The organism is Jatrophihabitans sp. (assembly GCA_036389035.1).
Classification (GTDB): Bacteria; Actinomycetota; Actinomycetes; order Mycobacteriales; family Jatrophihabitantaceae; genus Jatrophihabitans_A.
Map to the genome: position 1 here is coordinate 183,351 of DASVQQ010000010.1, position 25,523 is coordinate 208,873.

Consider the following 25,523-nt stretch of genomic DNA (forward strand, 5'->3'; position numbering starts at 1 on the left):
CGTCAGGAACGCAGGGCGGCGGCCACGATCTCACGGGCCTCGTCCTGGATCCGCGCCAGCTGATCCGGCCCGTCGAAGGACTCGGCGTAGAGCTTGTAGACGTCCTCGGTGCCCGACGGGCGGGCGGCGAACCAGCCGCGCTCGGTGGTCACCTTCAGGCCGCCGATGGCAGCGCCGTTGCCGGGAGCGGTAGTCAGCCGCCCGGTGATCGGCTCGCCGGCCAGGGTCGAGGCCGTCACCTGCGACGGCGAGAGCTTGGCCAGCACCGCTTTCTGCTGCCGGGTGGCCGGCGAGTCGATCCGCGCGTAGGCCGGCTCGCCGAACTTCGCGGTCAGCTGCCGGTAATGCTGCGAGGGCGACCGGCCGGTGGTGGCCAGGATCTCCGAGGCGAGCAGGCACAGGATGATGCCGTCCTTGTCGGTGGTCCAGACGCTGCCGTCGCGTTGCAGGAACGAGGCGCCGGCCGACTCCTCGCCGCCGAAGCCGACCGAGCCGTCGAGCAGGCCCGGGACGAACCACTTGAACCCGACCGGCACCTCGATCAGCCGCCGGCCCAGGTCGGCCGCGACCCGGTCGATCATCGACGAGCTGACCAGGGTCTTGCCGATCGCGGCGTCGGCCTGCCAGCCGGGCCGGTTGGCGTACAGGTAGCCGATGGCCACCGACAGGAAGTAGTTCGGGTTCATCAGCCCGCCGTCGGGGGTCACGATGCCGTGCCGGTCGGAGTCGGTGTCGTTGCCGGTGGCGATGTCATAGAGGGTGGCGCCGCTGCTGTCGGCCTGCATCCGCTGGATCAACGAGGCCATCGCCGCCGGCGAGGAGCAGTCCATCCGGATCTTGCCGTCCCAGTCCAGGGTCATGAAACCGAACTGAGGATCGACGTCGGGGTTCACCACCGTCAGGTCGAGGCCGTAGCGCGACCCGATCTCGCCCCAGTAGGCCACCGACGCCCCGCCGAGCGGGTCGGCCCCGATCCGGACGCCGGCGGACCGGATCGCCTCGAGGTCGAGCACGTCGGCCAGCGCGCTCACGTAGGCGTCGAGGAAGTCGAAACCCTGGACGTGCTCCGATGCCATCGCGCGCTCGTACGGGATCCGCTTGATCTTGGCCGCCCCGGCAGCCAGCAACTCGTTCGCCCGGTCCTGGATCCAGCCGGTGATGTCGGTGCCGGCCGGTCCGCCGTTCGACGGGTTGTACTTGAAGCCGCCGTCGCCGGGCGGGTTGTGCGAGGGGGTGACCACCACGCCGTCGGCCAGCCCGGCCCCGGCGCCGCTGCCCCGGCCGGCGTTGTAGGCCAGGATCGCCCGGGACACCGCGGGGGTGGGGGTGTAGCCCTGCCGGGAGTCGACCCGCACGCCGACCTCGTGCGCGGCGAACACCTCGAGCGCGGAGCGGACCGCGGGCTCGGACAGCGCGTGGCTGTCCGCGCCCAGGTAGAGCGGGCCGTCGATGCCGTGAGCGCCGCGGTACTCGCAGATCGCCTGGCTGGTGGCCAGGATGTGGTCCTCGTTGAAGGTGGTGCTCAGCGACGAGCCCCGGTGCCCGGAGGTGCCGAAGCTGACCCGCTGCTCGGCGGCTGAGACGTCCGGGTGCAGCTGGTAGTAAGCCTCGATGAGGCTGCTGATGTCGACGAGGTCTTCGGCGGCGGCCGGCAGCCCGGCGCGGGAGGGATTCGGCATGCCTTCGATCAAACCACTTCGACGCCCGGGGCCGGACGGCCCGTTTTGCGGGGTTGCTCTGCAGGCTCCTTTCGGTAAGGTGCAGAGGGTAAGTTCAATGCCTAAACAAACTGGAGCAGGACACCATGTCGCTCACTCCCACCACGCTGACTCCCACCAAGGCCGACCGGTTCTCCTTCGGCCTATGGACCATCGGCTGGCAGGCCAGGGACCAGTTCGGTGACGCCTCCCGCGCCCCGCTGGACCCGATCGAGGCCGTGCACCAGCTCAACGAGCTCGGCGCCTACGGCATCACCTTTCACGACGATGACCTGGTCCCGTTCGGCGCCTCGACCACCGACCGGGACAAGCAGCTGGCCAGGTTCCGGCAGGCCCTGGACGAGACCGGCCTGATCGTTCCGATGGTGACCACCAACCTGTTCACCCATCCGGTGTTCAAGGACGGCGGCTTCACCAGCAACGACCGCTCGATCCGCCGGTACGCCATCCGCAAGGTGCTGCGCAACATCGAGCTCGCCGCCGAGCTCGGCGCCCGTACCTTCGTGCTCTGGGGCGGCCGGGAGGGCAGCGAGTACGACACCGCCAAGGACGTCCGGGCCGCGCTGGACCGCTACCGGGAGGCGATGAACCTGCTGACCCAGTTCGTCACCGACCGGGGCTATGACCTCCGGTTCGCCCTCGAGCCCAAGCCCAACGAGCCTCGCGGGGACATCCTGCTGCCGACCGTGGGCAGCGCGCTGGCCTTCATCTCATCCCTGGACCAGCCCGAGCTGGTCGGCGTGAACCCCGAGGTCGGGCACGAGCAGATGGCCGGGCTCAACTTCGTGCACAGCGTCGCGCAGGCGCTGTGGCACGGCAAGCTGTTCCACATCGACCTCAACGGCCAGCGCAGCATCAAGTTCGACCAGGACCTGGTGTTCGGCCACGGTGACCTGCTCAACGCCTTCGGCCTGGTGGACCTGCTGGAGTTCGGCGGCGCCCCGACTTCCGAGGACCCGAGCGATTCGGGCGCCGGAAGCCCGGCCTACACCGGACCGCGGCACTTCGACTACAAGCCGTCGCGGACCGAGGACTACGACGGCGTCTGGGATTCGGTGCGCGCCAACATGCGCAGCTACCTGATCCTCAAGGAGCGGGCCGCCGCGTTCCGCTCGGATCCCGAGGTGCGCCAAGCCCTGGCCCACGCGAAGGTCAACGAGCTGTCCCGGCCCACCCTGGACGAGGGCGAGGGCTATCCGGAGCTGCTGGCCGACGCCAGCAGCTTCGAGGAGTTCGACGCCGGAGCGGCCGGCGAGCGGGGCTACGGCTTCGTCCGGCTCAACCAGCTCGCGCTGGAACACCTCACCGGCGCCCGGTAAGGCTGCGTGCTGAGTGAGCATCGAGTGAGCGCAGCGAGGGAGGCGCGGAGCGAAGTGACAGCACAGTGAGCATCGAGTGAGCGCCAGCGAGCGAGGCGCGGAGCGAAGTGGCAACCAGCCGCTGGTCGCCGGGGTGGACTCCTCCACCCAGTCCTGCAAGGTGGTCATTCGCGACGCCGGCACCGGACGGCTGGTCAGGCACGGCAGGGCCGGTCATCCCGAGGGCACCGAGGTGCACCCCGAGGCCTGGTGGCAGGCGCTGAACGCCGCGCTGGAGCAGGCCGGCGGCCTGGCCGACGTCTCGGCGATCAGCATCGGCGGCCAGCAGCACGGGATGGTGTGCCTGGACTCCGACGGCCAGGTGATCCGGCCGGCGTTGCTGTGGAACGACACCCGGTCCGCCGCGGCGGCCCTGGATCTGGTCGCCGAACTCGGCCCGCGGTACTGGGCCGAGGCCGTCGGCAGCGTCCCGGTGGCCTCGTTGACCGTGACCAAGCTGCGCTGGCTGGCCGAGCACGAGCCCGAGCACGCCGCCCGGACGGCCGCGGTCTGCTTGCCGCACGACTGGCTGAGCTGGCGGTTGGCCGGCGCCGACACCGCCGCGCAGCCGCTCGCCGGACTGGTGACCGACCGCTCCGACGCCTCCGGGACGGGCTACTTCGACGGCCGGAGCAACAGCTACCGCACCGACCTGCTCGTCCGCGCGCTGGGACACCCCGCGGCGCTGCCCCGGGTGGCCGGCCCGGCCGAGCCGGCCGCCGACCGCGACGGTGTGCTGATCGGCCCCGGGGCCGGTGACAACGCCGCCGGGGCGCTCGGGACGCAGGTCGGTGATGACGTGCTGGTGTCGCTGGGGACCTCCGGGGTGGCCTGTGCCCGCAGCGGCGTTCAGCCGGCTGACCCGAGCGGGCTGGTGGCCGGCTTCAGCGACGCGACCGGTGCGTTCCTGCCGCTGGTCTGCACCCTGAACGCGGCCCGGGTGCTCGACGCGGCGGCCCGGCTGCTGGGGGTCGGCCTGGCCGAGCTGAGCACGCTGGCGCTGTCGGCCGCCCCCGGGGCCGGTGGTGTGACGGTGCTGCCGTACCTCGAGGGTGAGCGGACCCCCAACCTGCCGCACGCCACCGGCGCGGTGCACGGACTGACGCTGGCCAACTCCCAGCCCGCGAACCTGGCCCGGGCCGCGATCGAGGGCATGCTGTGCGGGCTGGCCGCCGGCCTGGACGCCCTGGTCGCGCAGGGCGTGTCGGTGTCGGGCGTGCACCTGATCGGCGGGGCCGCCCGGTCCGAGGCAGTGGTGAGGATCGCACCGTCGGTGTTCGGGGTGCCGGTCACGGTGCCCGAGCCCGGCGAGTACGTGGCCGACGGCGCCGCCCGGCAGGCCGCCTGGGTGCTGACCGGCACCGCGCAGCCACCGGTGTGGGACCTGGGCTCCTCGGCGGTCTACGACGGCGCCCCGACCCCCGGGCTGCGCGAGCGCTATGCCGATGCCACCGGCAAGTACCTGAACCGATGACCGCGACCCGGTGACCGGGCACCGCAACCCGGCCGGCCAGCGGACCGTCCGGCGGCACAACCTGAGCCTGATCACCACGGCGCTGGCCGCCGCCCCCGGTTCCCGGGCTGAGCTGGCCCAGCGCACCGGCCTGACCAAGGCCACCGTGTCGAGCCTGGTGGACCACCTGATCGCCCGCGCCGTCCTCATCGAGGGGGAGCCGGCCACCGCCGGGGTGGGCCGTCCGGCCCGTCCGGTCAGGCTCAACCCGGACGGGCCGGTGGCCCTGGGTGTGGAGATCAACGTCGACTACGTCGCGGCCTGCGTGCTGGACCTGACCGGTGAGCTGCGCTGCTACCGGCACAGCGCGGTGGACAACCGGGCCGGCAGCGCGGCCGAGGCGATCGGGCAGGCTGCGGCGCTGGCCGGTGAGGTGCTGGCCGAACTCGGCCAGCCGCCGCTCGGCGGGGCGCTGGCGCTGCCGGGGGTGGTCGGCGCCGACGGCACGTTGCTGCGGGCGCCGAACCTGCCCGGCCTGACCGGCGCCCGGCCTGGTGAGCAGCTGGCCGCCGCACTGCGCCTGCCGCGGGCCGGGCGACTGCTGGTGGACAACGAGGCCAACCTGGGCGCCCTGGCCAGCCTGCGGGCCGAGCCGGCGGTCGGACCGGACTTCGTCTACGTCTCAGGTGAGATCGGGGTCGGCGCCGGGCTGGTGGTGGGCGGTGAGCTGTTCCGCGGGACGCACGGCTTCGCCGGCGAGCTGGGTCACGTGGTGGTCTCCCAGGACGGGCCGGACTGCGGCTGCGGCGGCCGGGGCTGCGTGGAGCAGTACGCCGGCCAGGAGGTGCTGCTGCGCACCGCCGGCCAACCGGACCTGGAGCGGCTGGAGGTCGCGGTCGCGGCCCGCGACCCGGCGGCGCTGGTCGCGGTCGCGCAGGCAGGCAGCGCGCTGGGGGTGGGGCTGGCCTCGCTGCTCAACGTCCTCGACCTGCCGAAGGTGGTGCTCGGCGGCGTGTACGCCCGGCTGTACGACGAGATCACCCCGGCGTTGACCGTGCAGCTGAACCGGCGGGTGCTGGCGCCCCGCGGCCCCGGCCGGCTCAGCAGGTCGCCGCTGGGCATCGACGCGGCGGTGCGCGGGGCGGCCGGCGCGGTGCTGGACCGGGCGCTGCGCGACCCGGCCGGCATCGAAGACCGGGGCGAGGAATTCCGGGGCGATCTCAGCGGGTCGGAGCTCAACGGGTCGGAGCTCAGCGGGTCGGGCGGGAGTTCAGGTTCCAGTAGCCCTTGGCGTACACCTGGGGCCGGCTGAGGCCCAACCGCGCCAGCTCGTCGCGCACCGCCACGATCGCCCGGGACTCACCGAGCAGGTAGGCATAGCCAGGGCCGGCGCCCGGCTGCAGCTGGTCCAGCGCGCCGGTCAGCAGCTCGGGCTGCCCGGCCGGCCGGCCGTCGCGGGTCAGCCACCGGACCTCGACGCCGGCCGCCAGTGGATAGCGTTCGGCGTCATCGGCGATCTCGGCCAGCACCCGCAGGCTGCGTCCGGTCGCGGCCGCTGCCTCGGCCAGCGCCCCGATCGCCGGCAGCCCGGCCTCGTCGGTCAGCGCCAGCAGCCAGGACGCCGAGGACGCCGGGGGCAGCGGCAGCTCGCCGCGCGGTCCGAAGAAGCTCACCTGCCCGCCGACCCGCAGTTCCTGCGCCCAGCTCGACCCCGGGCCGTGGCCGTGCAGCACCGCGTCGATCACCAGCCGCTCGCCGTCCTGGGAGCGCACGGTGTAGCGGCGGCGCACCTCGCGGCCGTCCGGGCCGGTCAGCACCACGGCGATGTCGCAGCCCAGCGGCCAGTCCCGGCCGGCGATCTCGGGCGCACTCAGCACGATGCGGCGCATCCGGGGCGAGAGCATGGTGAGTTCGGCCACGGTTGTCAGGAATTGGCCGGTGCGGGTGATGTGTTGGACGTCAGGCATGGTGTGTTCAGGATGCCATCGCCCCGAGCGGGCGTTGACGCCCTGCCGCCCCACCTGCATCCGCGACCCGTCATCGCCTTCAACCCCCCACAAGGAGCCTCAATGCCCTCCGAACTGACCAAGGTCGTCTACGTCACCGCCGCCACCGCCACCGGCGGCCGGGCCGGTCACGTCACCAGCGCCGACGGCCTCGTCGACTTCGACCTCGCCCAGCCGGGCGCCTCGCTAGAGCCGGCAGTCAACCCCGAGACCCTGTTCGCGGCGGGTTACGCCGCCTGCTTCCAGGGCGCGCTGACCAACCGGGCCAAGACCAAGGGCGTGGACGCCTCAGGCTCGAAGGTGACCGCCCACGTCTCCTTCGGCCCTGTCGAGGACGGCGGCTTCGGCCTGGCCGTCGAGCTCGAGGTCAGCATTCCGGGCGTCGAGCAGGCCCAGGCCCAGGAGTTGCTGGAGCTGGCGCACCAGTTCTGCCCGTACTCCAAGGCCACCCGGGGCAACATCGTGGTGACGCTGACAGCGGTCTGAGCGCTCTCGGCGGTTGGTCGAACTGAGCCGTCGGTCAACCGCCGAGGTGGCAGAATGAACAGATGGCCATCAGCGTGTTCGACCTCTTTTCGATCGGGATCGGACCGTCGTCCTCGCACACCGTCGGTCCGATGCGTGCGGCCCGGACCTTCGTGCTCGGGCTGGAGGCCGACGGCCTGCTCGAGAAGGTCGGCCGGGTCCGGGTAGAGCTGTTCGGCTCGCTCGGCGCCACCGGCCGCGGTCACGGCTCGGATCGGGCGGTGGTGCTGGGCCTGGAAGGCGAGACACCTGAGGACGTCGACACCGACACCGTGCTGCCCCGGGTCGCCGAGGCGCGCCGGGCCGAGAAGGTGAGCCTGCTGGGCCGGCATCCGGTCCAGCTGGCCGCCTCGGACCTGGTGCTGCACCGTCGCCTGACGCTGCCCTTTCACCCCAACGGGATGCGGTTCACCGCCTTCGCCGACCCGATCTCGACCGACCCGGCCCCGGCCGGCGCGGAACCCGCGACGAAATCCACGGAGGCGCCGACGCCACTGCGCGAGCGGACCTACTACTCGGTCGGCGGCGGGTTCGTGGTGGACGAGGAAGCCAGCGGCGCCGACCGGATCAAGGCCGACGACACCGTGCTGCCGTACCCCTTCACCACCGCCGCCGAGTTGTGCGCTCATGCCGCGGCCAGCGGGTTGCCGATCTCGCAGGTGATGCTGGCCAATGAGTGCGTCTGGCGTCCGGAGGCCGAGGTGCGGGCCGGCCTGCTGCACATCTGGCAGGTGATGCAGGACTGCGTGACGGCCGGCTGCGGCCACGGCGGGATCCTGCCCGGTGGCCTGAAGGTGCGCCGGCGGGCGCCGGAGCTGCACCAGTCGCTGGCCGGTGACTCGTTCTCCACCGACCCGCTACGGGTGATGGACTGGGTCAACCTGTTCGCCCTGGCCGTCAACGAGGAGAACGCCGCCGGCGGCCGGGTGGTCACCGCGCCCACCAACGGCGCGGCCGGCATCATCCCGGCCGTGCTGCTCTACTACCGCCGGTTCGTGCCCGGCGCCTCCGACGACGGCGTGGTCCGGTTCTTGCTGACGGCGGGCGCGATCGGCGTGCTGTACAAGGAGAACGCCTCGATCTCCGGCGCCGAGGTGGGCTGCCAGGGCGAGGTCGGCTCGGCCTGCTCGATGGCCGCCGGCGCGCTGTGCGAGGTGCTCGGCGGCACCCCGGCGCAGGCCGAGAACGCCGCCGAGATCGGCATGGAGCACAACCTTGGCCTGACCTGCGACCCGATCGGCGGCCTGGTTCAGGTGCCCTGCATCGAGCGCAACGCGATGGCCGCGGTGAAGGCCATCAACGCCGCCCGGATCGCCCTGCGCGGCGACGGCAAGCACATCGTCAGCCTGGACAAGGTGATCCGGACGATGCGCCAGACCGGGGCCGACATGCAGGCCAAGTACAAGGAGACCTCGCGCGGCGGCCTGGCGGTCAACATCATCGAGTGCTGAGCCGCTCAGGGTTTAGGCCGACGGACTCGTCGGCGGTGCGGTGCCCGTGCAGGGCCCTGCCGCGCAACGGCGACCGGGCCCCGTCCTCACTTAATCCGCGCTCTGCAGGACGGCGTCGATGCCGCTGGTGAACTCCCCCGGGGTGGGAGTGACCGCAGTGGCGCTGCTCTCGTCCGGCGCGTTGCGGTAACACTGCCGCAGGTAAGCCCCGGGGTCCCAGTACTCCCCTCTGAAGCAGATCACCAGCGGGATGGCAGGCAACCCGACCAGGGTGTACTGGCCGGTGGAATCGGTCAGGTAGGACGAGTCGTAGTGGACGCCGTCGGTTCCCCGCACGTCGACGTACGCCTCGTTCAGAAGCATGCCGCTGGCATCGGTCACCGTGCCCGTCACCGCGCCACCGATCCTGAGCTGGGCATCGATGCCGCTGGTGATCGTGGAGGCCTCGGCGTGCACCGGGGCGCCACCGGCAGGAGACTGCTGATCCCGCCAACACTGCTGCACGTAACCGGTGGGGGGACCGTCCCACGACGATCCTGGGTGGAAGCAGACGGTGTAGTCACCGGCCAGCAGGCCCGACACCTGATAGGACCCGTCCCAGTCGGTAAATGCGTCATTGGACTGGTCGGACGTCGTCGAGGTAGCCACCACCCGAACGGACGGCACTCCGACGCCGTTGGGGTCGGTGACCCGCCCGGTGATGGCAGGGCCATCGGCCAGCGCGGCGTCGACCCGGACGGTGCCGGCATCGGCGACCACTACCGGGTCCGCGGTGTCGGCGCTCGGCTGGTTGTCGTAGCACTCCGAGCTGTAGCCGAGACCGGATGAGCCCTGCGTCCAGGAGGCGTCGAAGCAGACCGCGTAGCTGCCCGGGTCGAGGCCGGCCAGCGTGTAGCTGCCGGCATCGTCGGTGAACGCGAAGTCAAGGAACCCGGCGCCTGCGAGCGGGATCAGCGACACTCGCACCGAGTCGATCGGCCTGCCGTCCTTGTCGCTGACGGTGCCGCGGATGGTTGCGCCGGGTACCAGGGCCTCGTTCACCGTGGTCAGCTGACCGCCCGTCACGGTCACCGGGGTGCCGGTGGTGGCGCCGGACGGTTGGCCGTCATAGCAGCCTCGGCGGAACCCGCCGCTGGTGAAGCTCGGGTCGTAACAGACGGTGTACTGGCCTGCGCCGAGGCCCGCCAGTTGCCAGTTGCCGCTCTCGTCGGTCAGGGTGTCGATGGCAATCCCGGCCGAGTCGAACACGGTCATCCAGACGCCGGCCACCGGGCTGCCGTCCGGTCCGGAGACCGAACCGCCGATCGCGCCGGCGAGTTGCAGGGTGCGGTGCTGCGTCACGGTCTGGCCGGCGACCACCGCGACGTCAGGACCGCAGCCCGTGATGTAGCCGTACGGGGCGGTCGTGGAGGTGCCTTCGGGCCCATTGACGCAGACGGTGTAGGCGCCAGGGGCGATCCCGCTGATGCGGTACAGGCCCTGCGCGTCGGTGATGTCCCTGCCGCCACTCGGTCTCAGGAATGCGATCACGCCAGCCGCCGGGTTACCGGCCGGGTCGGTCACCGTGCCGGTGACTGCCCCACCCACCGCGAGGACGGCGTTGATGCCTCGGGTGGTGTGCCCGAGGCGGACCGGGATGGCGGTGGCGTTCCACTGCGGCTGGTTGTCGTAGCACTCGTCGAGGTAACCCGTGCTGGCCGCTCCGGTGGCGTGGCTGGCGTCGAAGCAGACCCGGTAGCTGTCGGCCGGCAGGCCGGTGATCGTGTAGCCGCCGTCAGCCGAGCTGGTCGCCGAGTGGTAGGCATCCCACGGGGAGGTGACATAGACCCTGACGTTGCCCAGGCCCGTTCCGGACGGGTCGGTGATCCGCCCGGAGATCGCTCCCGCAACGGCCAGGTAATCGTTGATGCCGTTGACCGTCTTTCCTGCCGTGACGGTGACCGGGGTTCCGCTGTTGCCGGAGCCGAAAGGCTGCTGGCGATAGCAGCCGTTGAAGTAACCGGTGGGCGATGAGCCCTTCGTCTGCGAGGTCACCTGGAAGCACACGGTGTACGTGCCGGGCTGGATGTTGGTGACCCGGTAGCTGCCGTCGGCGCCGGTGGTCGCCTCGCCGGCGTACCCGCCGTCGACGGCGTTGACCTCCACCGACACGCCGGCGATCGGGTGACCCTGCTTGTCGGTCAGCACACCGCGGATGCCGGTGCGGTCGTTCGTGGTCAGGGTGGACGCGCTGACGGTGCTGGGAGTGCTGAGGTTCCGCTGCCGGTCCGAGGCGTAGACCGCGTAGCTGTAGGCCGTGCCACCGTCGAGCTTCTGATCGGTGAACTCGGTCGCGTGCGAGCCGAGGATCGCCACCAGGGTGCCGTCCGAGGCCGACAGCGGTGGCTGGTCGCCGATTGCACGCCGGATCAGCACGTGTGCCAGGTCAGCATCCTTCGGCACGGCCCACTCCAGCGAGATGGAATGCAGCGCGTTGGCGGTCACGGTGAGCCCGGTGACCGGGCCGGGCGCCATGGTGTCCTTCGGCGGGGCTTGATGAGGTTGGGTGTAAGCCGTGGCGGCAGGTATGGCTGTCGCAAAGCCTGCGCCCGTCACCGTGGCGAGGACGAGCGCGCCCGCGCCGAGCGCGGACATGAGAAATTTTTTCATGTTAGTGAGCCGCCTCGCTGCTAAGCCGGCGCGTCGGCGAGTACGGCGTCCACGCCGGAGCTGACCTGGCCGGCGGTGGTGTGGACGGGGTTGGCGGCGCTGGCGTTGGGCTGGTCGTCATAGCACTCGGACAGGTACCCGGCGCCGTTGGCGCCGCCCTCCGGGTAGGTCTGGAAGCACACCACCACGGCGCCCGCCGGCACGCCGACGATCCGGTAGTGGCCGGTGTTGTCGGTCATGCCAGCACGGCCGAGGTACGAGCCGCCGACGCCATAAGTCAAGACGGACACGTCCCAGATGCCGTTGCCGGCCGAGTCGGTGACCCGGCCGGTGATTTCGGCGCCGACGGCGAGTTCTGCGTCCACCCCGGTGCTGACCTGGCCGGCGGTGGTGTTGACCGGGTTGGCGGTACTGGCGTTCGGCTGGTCGTCGTAGCACTCGGACTGGAATCCGGTGCCGTTGGCGCTGCCTTGTTCGCCGGGGTGAAAGCACACCACTACGGCGGTCTCCGGCAAACCGGTGACCCGGTAGTGGCCGAGGTCGTCAGTTGTGCCGACGGGGCTTTGGTCCGAGCCGCCAGCACCAGAGGTCTGGACGAAGACGTTCGAGATGGGGTTACCGGCCGAGTCGGTGACCTGGCCGGTGATGGCGGCGCCGACGGTGAGTTCGGAGTCGATGCCGGCGATCACGGTCCCGGCGGCTACGTGCACCGGAGTGCGGGGGGAACTGACGCTCTGGTCGTCGTAGCACTCATCGACGTAGCCGGTGCTGGATGGCTCGAGGATGAGCGATGCGCCGAAGCAGACGTGGTAGTCACCTTCGGTCAGCCCGGAAAGCCGGTAGCTGCCGTCCTGGTCGGAGTAGGCGGCGAAACCTTGTCCGGACTGGAGATTGTCGGCGTAGACCCAGACATCGCCGAGCATGGCGCCGTCGGAGCCGGTGACCCGGCCGGAGAGCGCCCCGGCGACCGGCAGGTAGTCGACCAGGCCGGAGGTCATCTTGCCCGCCAGCACGGTCACGGGTGTGCCGGTGTTGCCGTAGCCGTAGGGCTGCTGGCGGTAGCAGCCGGGCAGGTAACCCGTGGCCGAGTGACCGGTGGTGCCGTCGTCGGTAAAGAAGCACAGCAGGTAGACGCCCGGCGTCAGGCCTGGGACGGAGAACTGGCCGGTGCTGGAGGTGGCCGTTGCGGCCACACCGTTGCCGGTGGACGCCTCGCGGACCTCGACGTGGGCCCGGCTGATCGCGCGGCCCTGCTGGTCGGTCAGCTTTTCCGCGCAGGCCGGTGGTGTCGCTGGTCGAGCGTGTGGCGGTGGTCAGGGTCGCCGCGACGCCGACGGTGCGGCTCTCGTACCGGGGAAACACCGCGTAGCTGTAGGCGCCGGCCGCGCTCAGGCGCTTGTCGGTGAACGTGGTCTGCCGGCTACCCAGGGTTGCCACCAGCGCGCCGTCCGAGGCTGCGAGTGGCGGGGTGTCACCAGCCGCTCGCCGGATCAGCACCCCGGCCAGGTCGGGGTCACGGGGGTTTACCCAGCTCAGGCTGATCGAATGGGCGTCGTTGCCGGTCATCCGGAGGTCGGTGACCAGTCCGGGCGGGGTGCGTTCAGGCGGCGGCTTGACTGCCGGACTGCGGTGGCTCGGCCCGGCTGCGGCGGGGCTGGCGGATGGCCCGGTCGCGTAGGACGGCGAGCTGGCACACCAACCCCGAAACCAGGGTCGCCGCGGCGACCAGGGCAAGGACAGATCGGCGTGCAGGCATATTAACTCCGCGTTAGGAACTTGTGTACCAGGCAAAACTTAGCTCGACGGCGCCGGCTAAGGCCCAGCCAGTCACGCCGCCGGCGCGTCGGCTAGCACGGCGTCGATGCCGGCCCGCACTCCACCGGCGGTGGTGTTCACCGGGGTGGCGGTGAACATGTCGGGCTGGTCGTCGTAGCACTCGTACAGGTGACCGGTGCCGTTGGCGCCGCCTTCATAACTCTGGAAGCACACCGACACGGCGGTCGCCGGCAGGCTGGTGAGCCGGTAGCGACCGGTGTCGTCGGTGAAGGCATAGCGAGTGAGCTGCCAGCCGTCGGCGCCGAAGGTGTGGACGTAGACGTTCGGGACGGGGTTGCCGGCGGAGTCGGTGACCTGACCGGTGATGGCGGCGCCGGCGGCGAGTTCGGCGTCGATGCCGGCAGTCACGTCGCCGGCGGTGGTGCGCACCTGGGTGGCGGTGCTGACGGTCGGCTGGTCGTCGTAGCACTCGGATGAGTAGCCGGTGCCGCTGGTGGCGGCTTCCTCGCCGGCAAAGAAGCACACCGACACGGCGGTCGCCGGCAGCCCGATGAGCCGGTAGCGGCCGGTGTCGTCGGTGACGCCGAGAGAGCCGGAGGACGCGTTGTCGCCGGCAAGAGTGGTCTCGACATAGATGTCGCCGAGGCCGTTACCGGCGGAGTCGGTGACCCGGCCGGTGACGGCGGCGCCGACGGCGAGTTCGGCGTCGATGCCCGTGGTCACCTCACCGGTGCTGACGTGCACCGGGGTGGCGGTGTAGCTGGTGGGCTGGTTGTCATAGCACTCGTCGACGTATCCGGTGGTGGACGGCTGCTGGACGCTCCCCGCGCCGAAGCAGACCAGGTAGTCGCCCTCGGTCAGCCCGGACAGCCGGTAACTGCCGTCCTGGTAATCGGAGATGACGGTGATGTACTGGCCGGACTCCGGCGCATAGGCGTAGGCGAACACGCCGCCGAGCACAGCGCCGTCGGAGCCGGTGAGCAGCCCGGTGATGGCCGCGCCCGAGCCCAGCACCGCGTTCGCCGTCACCGAGCCGGAGGATCCGACGGTGACCGGGTCGGCGGTGTCGAACGAGGGTTGGTTGTCATAGCACTGCGCCGCGTAGCCACCTGCTGTCGAACCCTGGGCGTAGGACGGGTCGAAGCAGACCTTGTACGCATCCGCGGCCAACCCGCTCAGGGTGTAGCTGCCGGACTCGTCGGTCTGGCCGGAGTAGCCGTTGAAGCCGACGCTGCCGAAGGCGCTGACCAGCACGCCGCTGATCGGAGCGCCCGAGGCGTCGGTGATCGTGCCGGTGATCGAGGCGCCCCGCGACAGGTGGGCGTCGACCGTGCGCAATTCTCCGGCGGAGATGGTGAGCAATGTGCCGCTGCCGTCAGCCTGGGCGCCGTAGCAGGTGCGCAGGTAGGCGCCGGAGGTGTAGGTCGGGTCGAAGCAGACCGTCACCTTGCCCGGCTCCAGCCCGGCGAGCTGGTACGTGCCGTCGTCATTGGTGGCGGTCATGGTCAGCATCCGTCCGGAGCTGTCGGACACCACCACCATGATGCCGGCGACCGGGCCGTCGTCGCTGGTGACGGTGCCACCGACCGCGCCGGCTTTGAAGAGGGTTTCGTTCACCGTGGTGGCTTGGCCTGCCACCACGTCCACCCTCAGATAGCGATCGCCGACGCAGGTGTTGGTGTAGCCGTACGGAGCAGTGGCCGAGACGAGGTACGAGCCGTCGAAGCACAGGAGGTAGCTGTCACTGGCCAGCCCCGCGATGGTGTAGTCGCCGCTGCTGCCGCTGCCGGCGCCGCCGTAGCGCGCGCCGGTGGCCGAGATCATCACGTCTTGCAACGGAGAGCCGCTGGAATCGGTGACCTTGCCGGTGATCGCGCCGGCAACGGCCAGCATGGCGTCGACGCCCGCGCTGGTCTGCCCGGAGTGCACCGCGATCGGCGTTCCGGAGGAGTACGGGGGTTGGTCGTCAAAGCACTCGTCGAGGTAGCCGGTGGCTGATGGCCCGCCCGCATGCAGGCTGTAGAAGCACACCTCGTAACTGCCGGCAGCCAACCCGGTCGTGGTGTAGCTGCCGTCCGCACCGGTGCTGGTGCTGAAGACCTGCTGGAAGTCATCCCTGCCCAGGACGATAACCGTGACGTCGGACAGGCCTCGTCCGGCGGGGTCGGTGACCCGGCCGGAGAGCGCGCCGGCGGTCAGCAGGTAGTCCACCAGGCCGGAGGTCATCTTGCCGGCCAGCACGGTCACCGGTGTGCCGGCGTCGCCGTAGCCGTAGGGCTGCTGGCGGTAGCAGCCGGGCAGGTAACCGGTGCTCGAGTGGCCGGAGGTCTCGCTGTCAGGGCGGAAGCAGACCGAAAAGGCGCCCGGCGCCAGGCCGGTGACCGAGAACTGGCCGGTGGCCGTGGTGACCGCGAAGCCAACCCAGTTGCCGGTGGACGGTTCGCGGACCTCGACCTGGGCCCGGCTGATCGCGCGGCCCTGCTGGTCGGTCAGCTTTCCACGCAGGCCGGTCGTTGTGCTGGTCGAGCGGGTTTCGGTGGTCACGGTCGCCGCGAGGCCGACGTTGCGGCTCTTGTCACGGCTGAACACCGCGTAGCTGTAGGTGCTGGCCGCGGTCAGGTGCTTGTCGCTGAACGTGGTCTGCCGGCTGCTCAGGGCCGCGACCAGCGTGCCGTCCGCGGCGCTGATCGGCGGGGTGTCGCCGGCCGCCCGGCGGATCAGCACGCCGGCGAAGTCGGAATCGGTGGGGTTGACCCAGCTCAGGCTGATCGAGCGGACGTCGTTGCTGGTCATCCGGAGGTCGGTGACCGGTGCAGGCGGGGTGGTGTCACGCACCGGCTTGAGTGTCGGACCGTGGTGGCTCGACCCGGTCGCGGCGGGGCTGGTCGGGGCCGGGGCCGGGGTCGCGACCGGCGCGGTGGCGTAGGACGGCGAGCTGGTCACCGCACCGGCGACCAGGGTCGCGGCGGCGAGCAGGGCAAGGACGGACCGGCGTGCAAGCATATTAACTCCCCGTTAAGTAACGTACGGGGCGAAAGTAGCATGCGTTATTCAGCCGATCTAACGGGATTGCAGGAAAAGGCAATCCGCCGCTGACCCAGCCGCGCTGGCCGGCTCAGCGGCCGGATCGCCTCACGCCGGCGCGTCGGCCAGGACGGCGTCGACGCCGGAGCTGACCGCGGCGGCGGTGGTGGTCACCGGGGTGGCGGTCGACACGTCGGGCTGGTCGTCATAGCACTCGGACAGGTGGCCGGTGCCGTTCGCGCCGCCGTCCTGACCGGGGTAGAAGCACACCCGCACCGCGGTCGCCGGCAGGCCGGTGATCTGGTAGTGGCCGGTGGCGTCGGTGAAGCCGGCCGGGCCGAGGTTCGAGCCGTCCGCGCCGAAGGTGTCGACGTAGGCGTTCGGGATGCCGGCGCCGACCGAGTCGGTGACCTGGCCGCTGAGGCCGGCCCCGATGGCGAGTTGGGCGTCGATACCGGTGGTCACCGTGCCGGCGACGATCTGGTGCAGGGGGCTGCCCTGGTTGTCGCGACACTCGTTGACGTATCCGGTCACGGCCGGCAGGCGGACGTTGGCCGCGTCGAAGCAGATGGTGTAGTCCCCGCCGGCCAGCCCGCCGAGCCGGTAGCTGCCGTCCAGGGGATCGGTGCTGGCGATGGCGTACCGGCCGGACGCGGGCGCGTAGGCGTAGACGTACACCCCGCCGAGCAGGGCGCTGTCGGCGCCGGTGACCTGGCCGGTGACGGCGGCGCCCGGGCTCAGCACCGCGTTCACCGTCACCGAGCCCGACGCCCCGACGGTGACCGGGTCCGCGGTCTCGAACGTGGGCCGGTTGAGGTGGCACTCCGCAGCGTAGCCGGCGGCTGACGGCGCCTGGGCGTAGGACGGGTCGAGGCAGATCTGGTAGTCATCGGCCGTCACCCCGCTGAAGGTGTAGCTGCCGGCCTGGTCGGTCTGGGCGGAGTAGCCGGTGTAGTTCGACATCCCGTTCGCGCTGACCAGGACCCCGCTGATCGGAGTGCCTGAGGTGTCGGTGACCGTGCCGGTGATCGAGGCGCCGACCTGCAGTTGGACGTTGGCCGTGCTCAACGCCCCGGCGGTGACGGTGATCGGTGAGCCGCTGCCGTCGGGTTGGGCGCCGTAGCAGGTTCGCTGGTAGCCGCCGGCGGTGTAGGTCGGCTCGTAGCAGACCGTCACCTGGCCCGATGCCAGGCCGTTGAACTGGTAGCCGCCGGAGCTGTCGGTGTTGGTCGAGCTGAGCTGGTTGCCCGAGCTGTCGGACACGCTCACCCAGACGCCGGCGACCGGGCCGCTGACGCCGGTGACGGCGCCGCCCACCGCGCCGGCCGTCACGACGGTCTTGTTCACCGTGGTGGCCTGGCCCGCCACCACCGCCACCGGCAGCAGGTCTGCGGTGCAGCTGTTGGCATAGCCGTAGGGTGCGGCGACCGTGATGGCGGATGAGCCGTCGAAGCACAGGGTGTAGTTGCCGGTCGGCAACCCCTTGACGGTGTAACCACCGCTGCTGTTGCTGCGGCCGGAGCCCGCGAACTGCGAGAGGCCGTGCACCCAGGCGTCGACGTCGATGTCGGTGACCGGCGCGCTGCTGATATCGGTGAGCTGGCCGGTGATCGCGCCGGCCTCCGCGAGCGCGGCGTCGATGCCGGCGCTGGTCTGCCCGAGGCTCACCGCGACCAGCGTGGCGGAGCTGGTGTTCAGCGGCTGGTTGACATGGCACTCGTCGAGGTAGCCGGTGGCAGAGGCTCCGCTCACGTCCTGGCTGTAGAAGCACACCTGGTAGGAGCCGGCGGCCAGGCCGGCCACCGTGTAGGTCCCGTCCTGCTGGGTGAGGGCGACATAGGGCCCGTATTCGGGGGTGCTCGGGTCGAAGGTGGAGACCAGGACGCCGGCCAGGCCCTGGCTGGCGGAGTCGGTGACCCGACCCGAGATCGCGCCGCCGACTTCGGGGTCATCGAGCAGGCTGGACGTCATCTGACCGGCCAGCACGGTTACCGGCGTGCCGGTGTTGCCGCTGCCGTTGCCGTTGTGCCGCCGGCACCCGGGCAGGTATCCGGTGCTGGACTGGGCGGTGCTCTCGTTGCCGGGCTGGAAGCAGAGCAGGTAGGAACCCGGCTTCAGGCCGGTGACCGTGAACTGGCCGTTGGCGGCGGTGCCCGCTACTGCCACGGGGTTGCCGGAGGACGCTTCGCGGACCTCGACCTGGGCCCGGCCGATCGCGCGGCCCTGCTGGTCGGTCAGCTCGCCGCGCAGGCCGGTCGCGGTGCTGGTCGAGCGGGTGGCGGTGGACAGGGCCGTCGCGAGGCCGACGTTCTGGCTCTTGTCACGGCTGAACACCGCGTAGCTGTAGGCGCCGGCCGCGCTCAGGTGCTTGTCGGTGAACGCGGTCTGCCGGCTGCTGAGGGTGGCCACCAGCGTGCCGTCCGAGGCCGCGATCGGCGGGGTGTCACCGGCCGCCCGCCGGATCAGCACCCCGGCGAAGTCCGGGTCGGTGGGGTTGGTCCAGCCCAGGTCGATCGAATGGGCGTCGTTGCCGGTCAGCGTGAGCCCGGTGACCGGGCTCGGCGCGATGCTGTCCCGCGACGGCTTGGCCGGCATGCCGGGGCGGCTCGGCCCGCTCGCGGCGGGGCCGGCCGCGGCGGGGCTGGCCGTAGTGGAGCCGGTCGCGGGGGGCTCGGCCGCGTAGGCCGGCGCGCTGGTCGCCAATCCCGAGACGAGGGTCGAGGCGGCGAACAGGACGAGGGTGGACCGGCGTGCCAACATAATTACTCCCCGTTAGAATCTTGTTACGGAGAGTTAACATAGCGCTTGAAGCACGCACTGTCTGTAGAAACCGGCGAATTGGTGAGAGGCTCCTCATTGCGGGCAGTACGGGCGGCTCCATGGAACGGGCCGGACAGCACGAAGCCCCTGATCCTCTCGGATCAGGAGCCCGTGCCATTCAGGTCGTGCGGCGGCTGCTCAGCGCCCGCCTCAGCACGCCGGTTTCATTCGCCGGCCTCAGGGCACCGGCGTCAGCGGGACGTCGGCGATCTCGTCCTTGCCGGTGCTGATCATGGTGGCGGCGACCACCACCGCCACCACCGCGAAGATCGCCGCGGCCAGGAAGCCCCGGGACGAGCCGTGCGCCAGCACCGTGTGGAACGCCTGGTTGGCTACCGCGTCCTGCAACGCGCCGGCCGAGGCCCGCACGCTGCCCGAGGCCTGCTGGGACAGTTCCATGAAGTGCTGCAGGACGGTCGGCTGTTCCTGGCCGCTCTGCACCAGCGCGCCGAGCCGCTCACCCTGGTTCTTGCCCTCGCTCCTGGAGGCGGTGGCGAACACCGTGGTCAGCACCGACAGCCCGATCGAGCCGCCGACCTGCTGGCCGACGTTGAGCAGCGCCGAGGCCAGGCCGGCCTCGTGCGGCTCGACCCCGGCGACCGCGACCGAGGTCAACGGCACGAAGATGGTTCCGATGCCGGCCGACATCACCAGCAGGGACGGCAGCAGGTGGCCCAGGTAGCTGGATTCGGCGGAGATGCTGGACAGCCAGAACAGGCCGCCGGCCATCACCACCGAGCCGAAGATGATCAGGTTGCGGGGGCCGATCCGGGCCAGCAGCTGCGCCGAGATCTGCGCGGCGGTGCCGATGGTGAACGCCACCGGCAGGAACGCCAGTCCGGCCTTGAGCGAGGAGTAGCCGAGCACCAACTGCACGAAGTACGTGACGAAGAAGAACATGCCGAACATGGCCGCGCCGATGATCAGCATGACGATGTAGGCGCCCGAGCGACTCTTGTCGCGGAAGATGCGCAGCGGCATCATCGCGTAGGACCGCTTGGCCTGCAGCGCGACGAAGCCCAGCAGCAGCACCAGGGCCACCACGAACGCCCCGACGGTGGTCGGCTCGCTCCAGCCCTTGGACGCGGCGTTGATGAAGCCGTAGACCAGTGCCGTCATGCCGATCGTGGACAGCGCGCCGCCCAGCCAGTCGAACCTGCCCGACAGCCGGTCGGACTCGTGCACGTAGACGTAGGCGCCGACGACCAGCACGGCGCCGATCGGGACGTTGACGAACAGCACCCAGCGCCAGGTCAGGTACTCGGTCAGCACGCCGCCGAGCAGCAGGCCCAGGGCGGCGCCGGCGCCGGCGACGGCGGCGAACACCGCGAACGCCCGGGTGCGTTCGGGCCCTTCTTCGAACTCGGTGGCGATCAGCGACAGCGCGGTGGGCGAGGCGATCGCGCCGCCGATGCCCTGGATGACGCGTCCGAAGATCAGGAGTTCGAAGTTGGGCGCCAGGCCGCCGAGGAGGCTGCCGAGAGCGAACAGGCCCAGGCCGACCATGAACATCCGGCGGCGTCCGAGGATGTCACCGGCCCGCCCGCCCAGCAGCAGCAGGCCGCCGAAGGCGAGGGTGTAGGAGTTGATGGCCCAGGTCATGTCGGTCTGGTTCTTGCCGAAGTACTCGCCCATCTTCGGCAGCGCGATGTTCACGATGGTGCCATCGAGAACGATCATCAGCTGTGCCCCGGCGATGATCAACAGGGTTAGGCCGGGGTGCTTTGCCTTGCCGTTCGGCCGGGTGGCAGGGGCTTGTTGGTGCGTCGTGCTCACGACTCTCCTCGAAGTGCTGGAGCTCATGCCGGGCGGTCTGCCGCACGGCGGTGTTGCGTCTGGCGCGGTTTCGGCGCGGCTTTCCGGTTTCTCGGAGCTTGCCGAACTTATGAAGCTTATAGGGAACGTTGGCGTTCCTTGCGGTAGGCTAGCGGGTAAGAGATAAGAAACGCAAGCGTGCACTAATTTGTTGCCCAACTCACTCCGTGCTAGTCGTGTCCGCAGTCCCGGACCCAGATGGAAAGGCGGCCAGCGCTCCATGAGTTCCGTGTCCACACCACCGCTCGAGACCTCCGGAGAGGACTCCGGGCGGCAGCGTAAGCGCGGCGTGGAGCTGGAGCGAGCGATTAAAGACGCCACCATCGCCGAGCTGGCCTGCGGCGGGTACGGCAGCGTCACGATCGAGTCGGTGGCCGCCCGGGCACAGACCGGCAAGGCCTCGATCTATCGCCGGTGGCCGACCAAGCAGGAGCTGGTGCTGGACTCGCTTGGGGACCTGCTGTCCGGCCCGCTGCTGGGCGCGGTCGAGATGCAACTCGACGACAAGGTCACCACCCGGGACGCGCTGCTGACCCTGGCCCGTCGGATCAGCAAGCTGATGACCGGCCTCGGCGGGGACGCGATGCGCTCCATCATGGGCGAGTCGCTGCGCGACGCCGCCTTCTGCTCGACCTTCGAGTGCGATTTCTTCGACCCGCGCAAGCAGGTGCTGCTGCGCCTGCTGGAGCGCGGCGTGCGCCGCGGCGAGGTGCGTCCGGATGCGGTGTCGGTACTGGTGCCCGAGGTGTTGGCGGGCACCCTGATCCACCGGGTGGTGTTGCGCCGCAAGCCGATCAGCGACGCCGAGCTGGTGGAGCTGATCGACGGCTTCGTGATGCCGGCCGTCAGCCCTCGCTGACGCTGGGCGGCGGTGGCATCGGCTGTGGCTTCGGCGGTGGCTTCGGCTGGGTCGCTTTGGCCCGGTCACCGGCTGACCAGTAAGGTGTGCGGCTGACGGCCGTGCTGGTTCAGGACGGCCCGAGGAGGCTTCGCCTAGTCCGGTCTATGGCGCCGCACTGCTAATGCGGTTTGGGTTTATCGCCCATCCGGGGTTCAAATCCCCGAGCCTCCGCTCAGCTCCTGGCCCCGTCCCCGGACGGGGCTTCGTGCTGTCCGGGCTGGCTGGTCGGGGTGACCGGGCCGTTTTGGTCGGCCCTGATCCCACCCGCTAGACTCGGCCCTCGGTTCAGACGCGCCCGTAGCTCAACGGATAGAGCACTTGACTACGGATCAAGAGGTTGCAGGTTCGAATCCTGCCGGGCGCACCAGAGTGACGTCTTTCAAACCCGCACCGTGTTGAACGGATGCGGGTTTGTTCGTTTTGGGTCGTTGCCCACGGATGCGACGGATGTAGGCGGCGCTCCAGTCGTGGCGTACATCGGACCGGCTGTTTCGAGCCTCGGTCGGAGCCTCGGCTGCGCTGGGTACCGCCGCAGCGTTCGGGCGGTGCCCTGGTCCGGCGGCTGCCATAATTTCGGGTCCGAGCAGCGTCCTGAACGGTTCGGCGAGCGCGGCCCGGACGCCGTCCTCGTCGATGTAGATCATGTCGAACAGTGCCTGGTTGAGCAGCCGGCGGGTTCGGTCGTCTGCCTGCAGGTAGGCGCGGTTGCAGTCGTCAGCCAGGTCGAGCGCGGATTTCAGGTTGGTCTGCACGGTGTCGAAGTGGACGCTGGTGGCGTCCAGGCGGCTTTCGATGAGTTCCAGCTGGCCGGTGATCCGGTCCTGCTCCGTTTTCAGTAGCTCCAGCGGGACAGCTCCGGCGTAGTGGGCCTGCAGCAGCCGAGTTCGTTCGTGGGTCAGCTGTTGGCGCTGGTTGCTGAGTTCGCGGTGGAGGGCTTCGGCCTGGGTCCGAGCCGCCTGCAGTTCCTCCGTCAGCGTCGCCTCAATGTGCTGGCGTAGTTCGGGATCCAGCTCGACGGTGGCGTAGTAGTCGATGATGAGATCCTCGACAACCGAAATCAGTAGCGCTTTACGGGTGCACGGCGTGCGCTTCTGGTGCCGTCCGACGCAGACGAAGTATGGGTAGATAGCGCCGTGGCGGTTCTTGGCGTTGGTGATAATTAGGCGGCTGCCGCAGTCGCCGCAGAACACGCTGGACTTCAGGTAGTGCTGGTGCTCGCGCTGCTTCTCGCCGGTACCACGCGCGGTCAGGACTTCTTGGACTTGCCGCCAGGTCGCCTCGTCGACGAGCTTGGGATGCCGCCCGGGGTAACGGGCACCACGCCAGACCACGTCGCCTTTGTAGTAGGGGTGGGTCAGGATGAGGTAGAGGTGGTTGGCTCGGATCGGTCGCAGTGGGAACTTCGGCGTCGGCAGATTGGTCAGCCCGCGCAGTTCCAGCTCGGCCACCAGCCCTGTCAGTGACCAGTCGCCGGTGGCATAGGTCTGAAAGGCCCAGCGGATCAACTCGGCACGCTCAGGGTCCAGCTCAATGGTGCGGACCTCACGGCCCTCGCTGTTGATGATGCGGGCGTTGCGGTAGCCCAGTGGTGGCTTGCCGGGAGTGCCGCCCGTCTTGACCTTCTGGCTCATGCCCTTGATGACTTCGCTGGACAGATTTTGGGAGTAGAACTCGGCGATGCTGCTCATGATGCCGTGCAGCAGCATCCCGGAGGGTGTCTCATCGATGTTCTCGGTCGCTGACACCAGCGTGACGCCAGCCCTTTGCAGCGCCAGGTTGATCTCAACGTCATCCATGCGGTTGCGAGCCAACCGGTCGACCTTATGCACGATCACGTAGCGAATCTCCGGGTGTTCGCGGAGGTAAGCCAGCATCGCTTGTAGCTGTGGACGAGCGGCTGACCGAGCGGACTCACCGCGGTCAATGAACTCAACGGCTATCACCGCCCCGAGCGCGTCAGCCTTACGTCGGTTGGCCTCCCGCTGGGCCGGTATCGAGTACCCCTCTGGATCGCCGTCGCGCTCGGCTTGCTCTTTGGTCGATACCCGCAGGTAGGAAGCTGCTAGCAATAGGTTTGAGGCGGTGACAGATGCTGCCGTTAGTGCCGGGGTTCGTTTCATCGAACAACCTCCAACTGACCGTCGCTGCGAAATGGCGGGTAGTAGAGCGCCGGGTGGCGCACGAGCAGCAGTCTGCTTAGTAGCTGCCTGTAATTAAATGCTGGAGAAGTAAATGGCATTTCATTACCTATTGTACGCGAATTGGTTCCCTCAGGCGACCCGAATTGTCTATTCCGCGGTGGAGGATAGGCTTGCCTATTCGATTTCGCCGTTGAATACCCAGACACCGACCGGTACGGCCTGCAGCGTGTAAATGGTGGTGCGGGCGACGAGAGCGCGGCCGAGCGCTGTGATGTCGATATCAACGTGGCGGCGGAACGGCTCGGCGATGGCGGCGTCGAGCTTGGCGTCGAGTTCGTAGGCGTCGACGAGCTGGACGACGTAGGCGTCGACGCTGCTGTAGTGGCCGAGATAGGCCCGTTCGAATAGGGCTCTACTGGTGTCCTGCTCGGGCTCGCGGTAGCGGGCCCAGGTGAGGTAGGCCTGCTCGCGGATGGCGGCCGTGATCGCTGCCACCGGTCCGCCGTCGTCGCCGGCTGGCTGGCTGCTCCTGCGGTGTCCATTGCCCATGTGCGTGTCCTCCGTCGGTTTTCAGAAATTGCCGAGGAGGAAAGGTATGGGGCGATTATTAAAAAGGCGAGCCTAAGTTGCCGGCCAATTTGCTGAGCGGGCGAATTGCGGCGAATTCTGGTCAGAAATTGCGGGTAGGCGGAGGCTAATTGAGCCGGCAGCCGATTATCGGGCATTGAATAGCCAGACGCCGCCCTCGGCGGCTTCCACTGTATGCAGGTCGGCGTCGAGGTCCTGCGCTGTGGCAGCAAGGTCGATCTTGACGTAGGGCCGCAGGCTCGGCGGCACCACCCGGTCGAGCAGCTGGTCGTAGCCGAGGTCGTTGATCAGCTGCTCGACGTAGGCGTGCAGGCTGTCGTATTGGCCGATGTAGGCCTCGTCGAAGTCGGCCAGCAGTTCGCGGTCTTCTGCGATGTCAGCCCAGGCGGCGAAGGCCAGCCCGTGCGCGGCGATGCCCCTAGCGACGCCGCTAACCCAAGCAAGGTCCTCGTGCTGATCAAGCCGGCAGGCCCCGAAGTTGTCGAAGTCGAAGATGCCCCACTCCTCAGCCGGTTCACCGGTGCGGGCCGTCCACGGCGAGGCGGCCAGCACGGCTTGAATGTCGGCCTCGATCTGCTCAGGCTCGCGGGCGGCCTCGATCCAAGCGCCGTGCAGCAGGCCGTCGTTGTAGTCGGCCAGCGAGCCCACCCAGATCCGCGGCGGGGCGATCGGCGGCTGCGCGGCTTCGGCGACAGTGCCTGCGCTTTCTGCCAGTACTGGCGCTGGCGCATTCTCAGTTGGTTGTGGTTGTTCGTGAGTCATAGCTGACCTCCTCTCATTGGTTGGTGTGACTGGCAGAGACGGACGGTGAGACAGGAGCTGTCTCGAACCGTCCGGCCCCTGCCAGGGTTGGCACCGAGTGGTGCCAGCTGACGGAGTTACCTCCTCTCAGCTACCTGCCTCCTCCGATCCGCCGCGTCGTCCGCGTGCCCGGCCGCTGGGTTGCGGAGCGGGTGGTTCCGGGTCGCCAGTGGGCGGTTCTGCCGCTTCGGCTGGTGCCGCTGGTGCTGCCGGTTCGGTGGTGCCGAACAGGCTGGCGATGGCGGCCCGCCGGGCGCTGGCATCGCGGTCGATGTCAGCCAGGACGGCGTCGGCGCGGCCCGAGAGTTCCGGCAGGCTCTTGGCGGCCGTGACGTGGGCCTCGAGCGCTGCCTTGATCTCATCGGTGATAGTGGTGCTCCGCAGCTGGGCGATCAGGCTCAGCTGCGCGTGCAGGTCAGGCTCTAACCGAATGCCGAGCGTTTTCACGCCGGACCGGCCGGTTGAGCCGTTGTCCGTTAGGGACATGGCACACCTCC

Annotated in this window: 17 protein-coding genes and 2 tRNA genes; 9 read left to right on the forward strand and 10 right to left on the reverse strand. The window is 69.7% G+C overall.

Going from position 1 to position 25,523, the window contains the following annotated elements:
• Positions 1 to 2: 2 nt before the first annotated feature.
• A complete protein-coding gene (pgm, locus tag VF557_07630; protein HEX8080064.1) occupies positions 3 to 1,679 on the reverse strand; it encodes a phosphoglucomutase (alpha-D-glucose-1,6-bisphosphate-dependent) in 1,677 nt (558 codons plus the stop codon).
• A gap of 125 nt (positions 1,680 to 1,804) precedes the next feature.
• Here pgm and xylA point away from each other — a divergent pair, with 125 nt between their 5' ends.
• The 3 genes from xylA (at position 1,805) to VF557_07645 (ending at position 5,841) form a co-directional block, all read left to right on the forward strand.
• Entirely contained in the window at positions 1,805 to 3,037 is a 1,233-nt protein-coding gene (gene xylA, locus VF557_07635) for a xylose isomerase (GenBank protein ID HEX8080065.1), read from the forward strand.
• A gap of 76 nt (positions 3,038 to 3,113) precedes the next feature.
• Positions 3,114 to 4,550, forward strand: coding sequence for a xylulokinase (gene xylB, locus VF557_07640; protein HEX8080066.1), 1,437 nt, complete (start codon positions 3,114 to 3,116; stop codon positions 4,548 to 4,550).
• A 10-nt stretch (positions 4,551 to 4,560) separates the two neighbouring features.
• Complete coding sequence (locus tag VF557_07645; GenBank protein ID HEX8080067.1) at positions 4,561 to 5,841, forward strand: ROK family transcriptional regulator; 1,281 nt, start codon at positions 4,561 to 4,563, stop codon at positions 5,839 to 5,841.
• Here VF557_07645 and VF557_07650 read toward each other — a convergent pair.
• Positions 5,780 to 6,496, reverse strand: coding sequence for a siderophore-interacting protein (locus tag VF557_07650; GenBank protein ID HEX8080068.1), 717 nt, complete (start codon positions 6,494 to 6,496; stop codon positions 5,780 to 5,782). The genes VF557_07645 and VF557_07650 overlap by 62 nt on opposite strands.
• Positions 6,497 to 6,598: 102 nt before the next feature.
• On the opposite strand from VF557_07650, the gene VF557_07655 reads away from it, so the two are divergent.
• Both VF557_07655 and VF557_07660 read left to right on the forward strand, forming a co-directional pair.
• Positions 6,599 to 7,021 carry an organic hydroperoxide resistance protein gene (locus VF557_07655; protein ID HEX8080069.1) on the forward strand — a complete coding sequence of 141 codons (423 nt, stop codon included), beginning with the start codon at positions 6,599 to 6,601 and terminating at the stop codon, positions 7,019 to 7,021.
• Between the two features lie 62 nt (positions 7,022 to 7,083).
• Entirely contained in the window at positions 7,084 to 8,511 is a 1,428-nt protein-coding gene (locus tag VF557_07660; GenBank protein HEX8080070.1) for an L-serine ammonia-lyase, read from the forward strand.
• A gap of 90 nt (positions 8,512 to 8,601) precedes the next feature.
• On the opposite strand, the gene VF557_07665 is transcribed toward VF557_07660, so the two are convergent.
• From VF557_07665 to VF557_07685, 5 genes are all read right to left on the reverse strand, one after another.
• The gene (locus VF557_07665) at positions 8,602 to 11,025 is read right to left on the reverse strand and encodes a carboxypeptidase regulatory-like domain-containing protein (GenBank protein ID HEX8080071.1); all 2,424 of its coding nucleotides are present in this window, start codon (positions 11,023 to 11,025) and stop codon (positions 8,602 to 8,604) included.
• Positions 11,026 to 11,180: 155 nt separating this feature from the next.
• Positions 11,181 to 12,353: a carboxypeptidase-like regulatory domain-containing protein gene (locus VF557_07670; GenBank protein ID HEX8080072.1), complete on the reverse strand. Its 1,173-nt coding sequence runs from the start codon at positions 12,351 to 12,353 to the stop codon at positions 11,181 to 11,183.
• Positions 12,354 to 12,987: 634 nt separating this feature from the next.
• Positions 12,988 to 15,939, reverse strand: coding sequence for a carboxypeptidase-like regulatory domain-containing protein (locus tag VF557_07675; protein HEX8080073.1), 2,952 nt, complete (start codon positions 15,937 to 15,939; stop codon positions 12,988 to 12,990).
• 129 nt (positions 15,940 to 16,068) lie between these two features.
• Positions 16,069 to 18,720: a carboxypeptidase-like regulatory domain-containing protein gene (locus tag VF557_07680; protein HEX8080074.1), complete on the reverse strand. Its 2,652-nt coding sequence runs from the start codon at positions 18,718 to 18,720 to the stop codon at positions 16,069 to 16,071.
• Between the two features lie 237 nt (positions 18,721 to 18,957).
• The gene (locus tag VF557_07685) at positions 18,958 to 20,556 is read right to left on the reverse strand and encodes an MFS transporter (GenBank protein HEX8080075.1); all 1,599 of its coding nucleotides are present in this window, start codon (positions 20,554 to 20,556) and stop codon (positions 18,958 to 18,960) included.
• A gap of 259 nt (positions 20,557 to 20,815) precedes the next feature.
• On the opposite strand from VF557_07685, the gene VF557_07690 reads away from it, so the two are divergent.
• The 4 genes from VF557_07690 to VF557_07705 all read left to right on the forward strand — a co-directional run bounded on the left by VF557_07690 (position 20,816) and on the right by VF557_07705 (position 22,335).
• Positions 20,816 to 21,454, forward strand: a complete 639-nt coding sequence (locus VF557_07690; protein HEX8080076.1) for a TetR/AcrR family transcriptional regulator — start codon at positions 20,816 to 20,818, stop codon at positions 21,452 to 21,454.
• A gap of 123 nt (positions 21,455 to 21,577) precedes the next feature.
• Positions 21,578 to 21,667 (forward strand) — tRNA-Ser (locus VF557_07695).
• A 120-nt stretch (positions 21,668 to 21,787) separates the two neighbouring features.
• A tRNA-Arg gene (locus VF557_07700) sits at positions 21,788 to 21,863 on the forward strand.
• Between the two features lie 178 nt (positions 21,864 to 22,041).
• Entirely contained in the window at positions 22,042 to 22,335 is a 294-nt protein-coding gene (locus tag VF557_07705; GenBank protein HEX8080077.1) for a hypothetical protein, read from the forward strand.
• A gap of 1,476 nt (positions 22,336 to 23,811) precedes the next feature.
• Here VF557_07705 and VF557_07710 read toward each other — a convergent pair.
• From VF557_07710 to VF557_07720, 3 genes are all read right to left on the reverse strand, one after another.
• Positions 23,812 to 24,186 carry a hypothetical protein gene (locus tag VF557_07710; GenBank protein HEX8080078.1) on the reverse strand — a complete coding sequence of 125 codons (375 nt, stop codon included), beginning with the start codon at positions 24,184 to 24,186 and terminating at the stop codon, positions 23,812 to 23,814.
• Between the two features lie 165 nt (positions 24,187 to 24,351).
• Positions 24,352 to 24,987: an antirestriction protein ArdA gene (locus tag VF557_07715; GenBank protein ID HEX8080079.1), complete on the reverse strand. Its 636-nt coding sequence runs from the start codon at positions 24,985 to 24,987 to the stop codon at positions 24,352 to 24,354.
• Between the two features lie 126 nt (positions 24,988 to 25,113).
• Positions 25,114 to 25,512, reverse strand: coding sequence for a hypothetical protein (locus tag VF557_07720; protein ID HEX8080080.1), 399 nt, complete (start codon positions 25,510 to 25,512; stop codon positions 25,114 to 25,116).
• Positions 25,513 to 25,523: the final 11 nt, after the last annotated feature.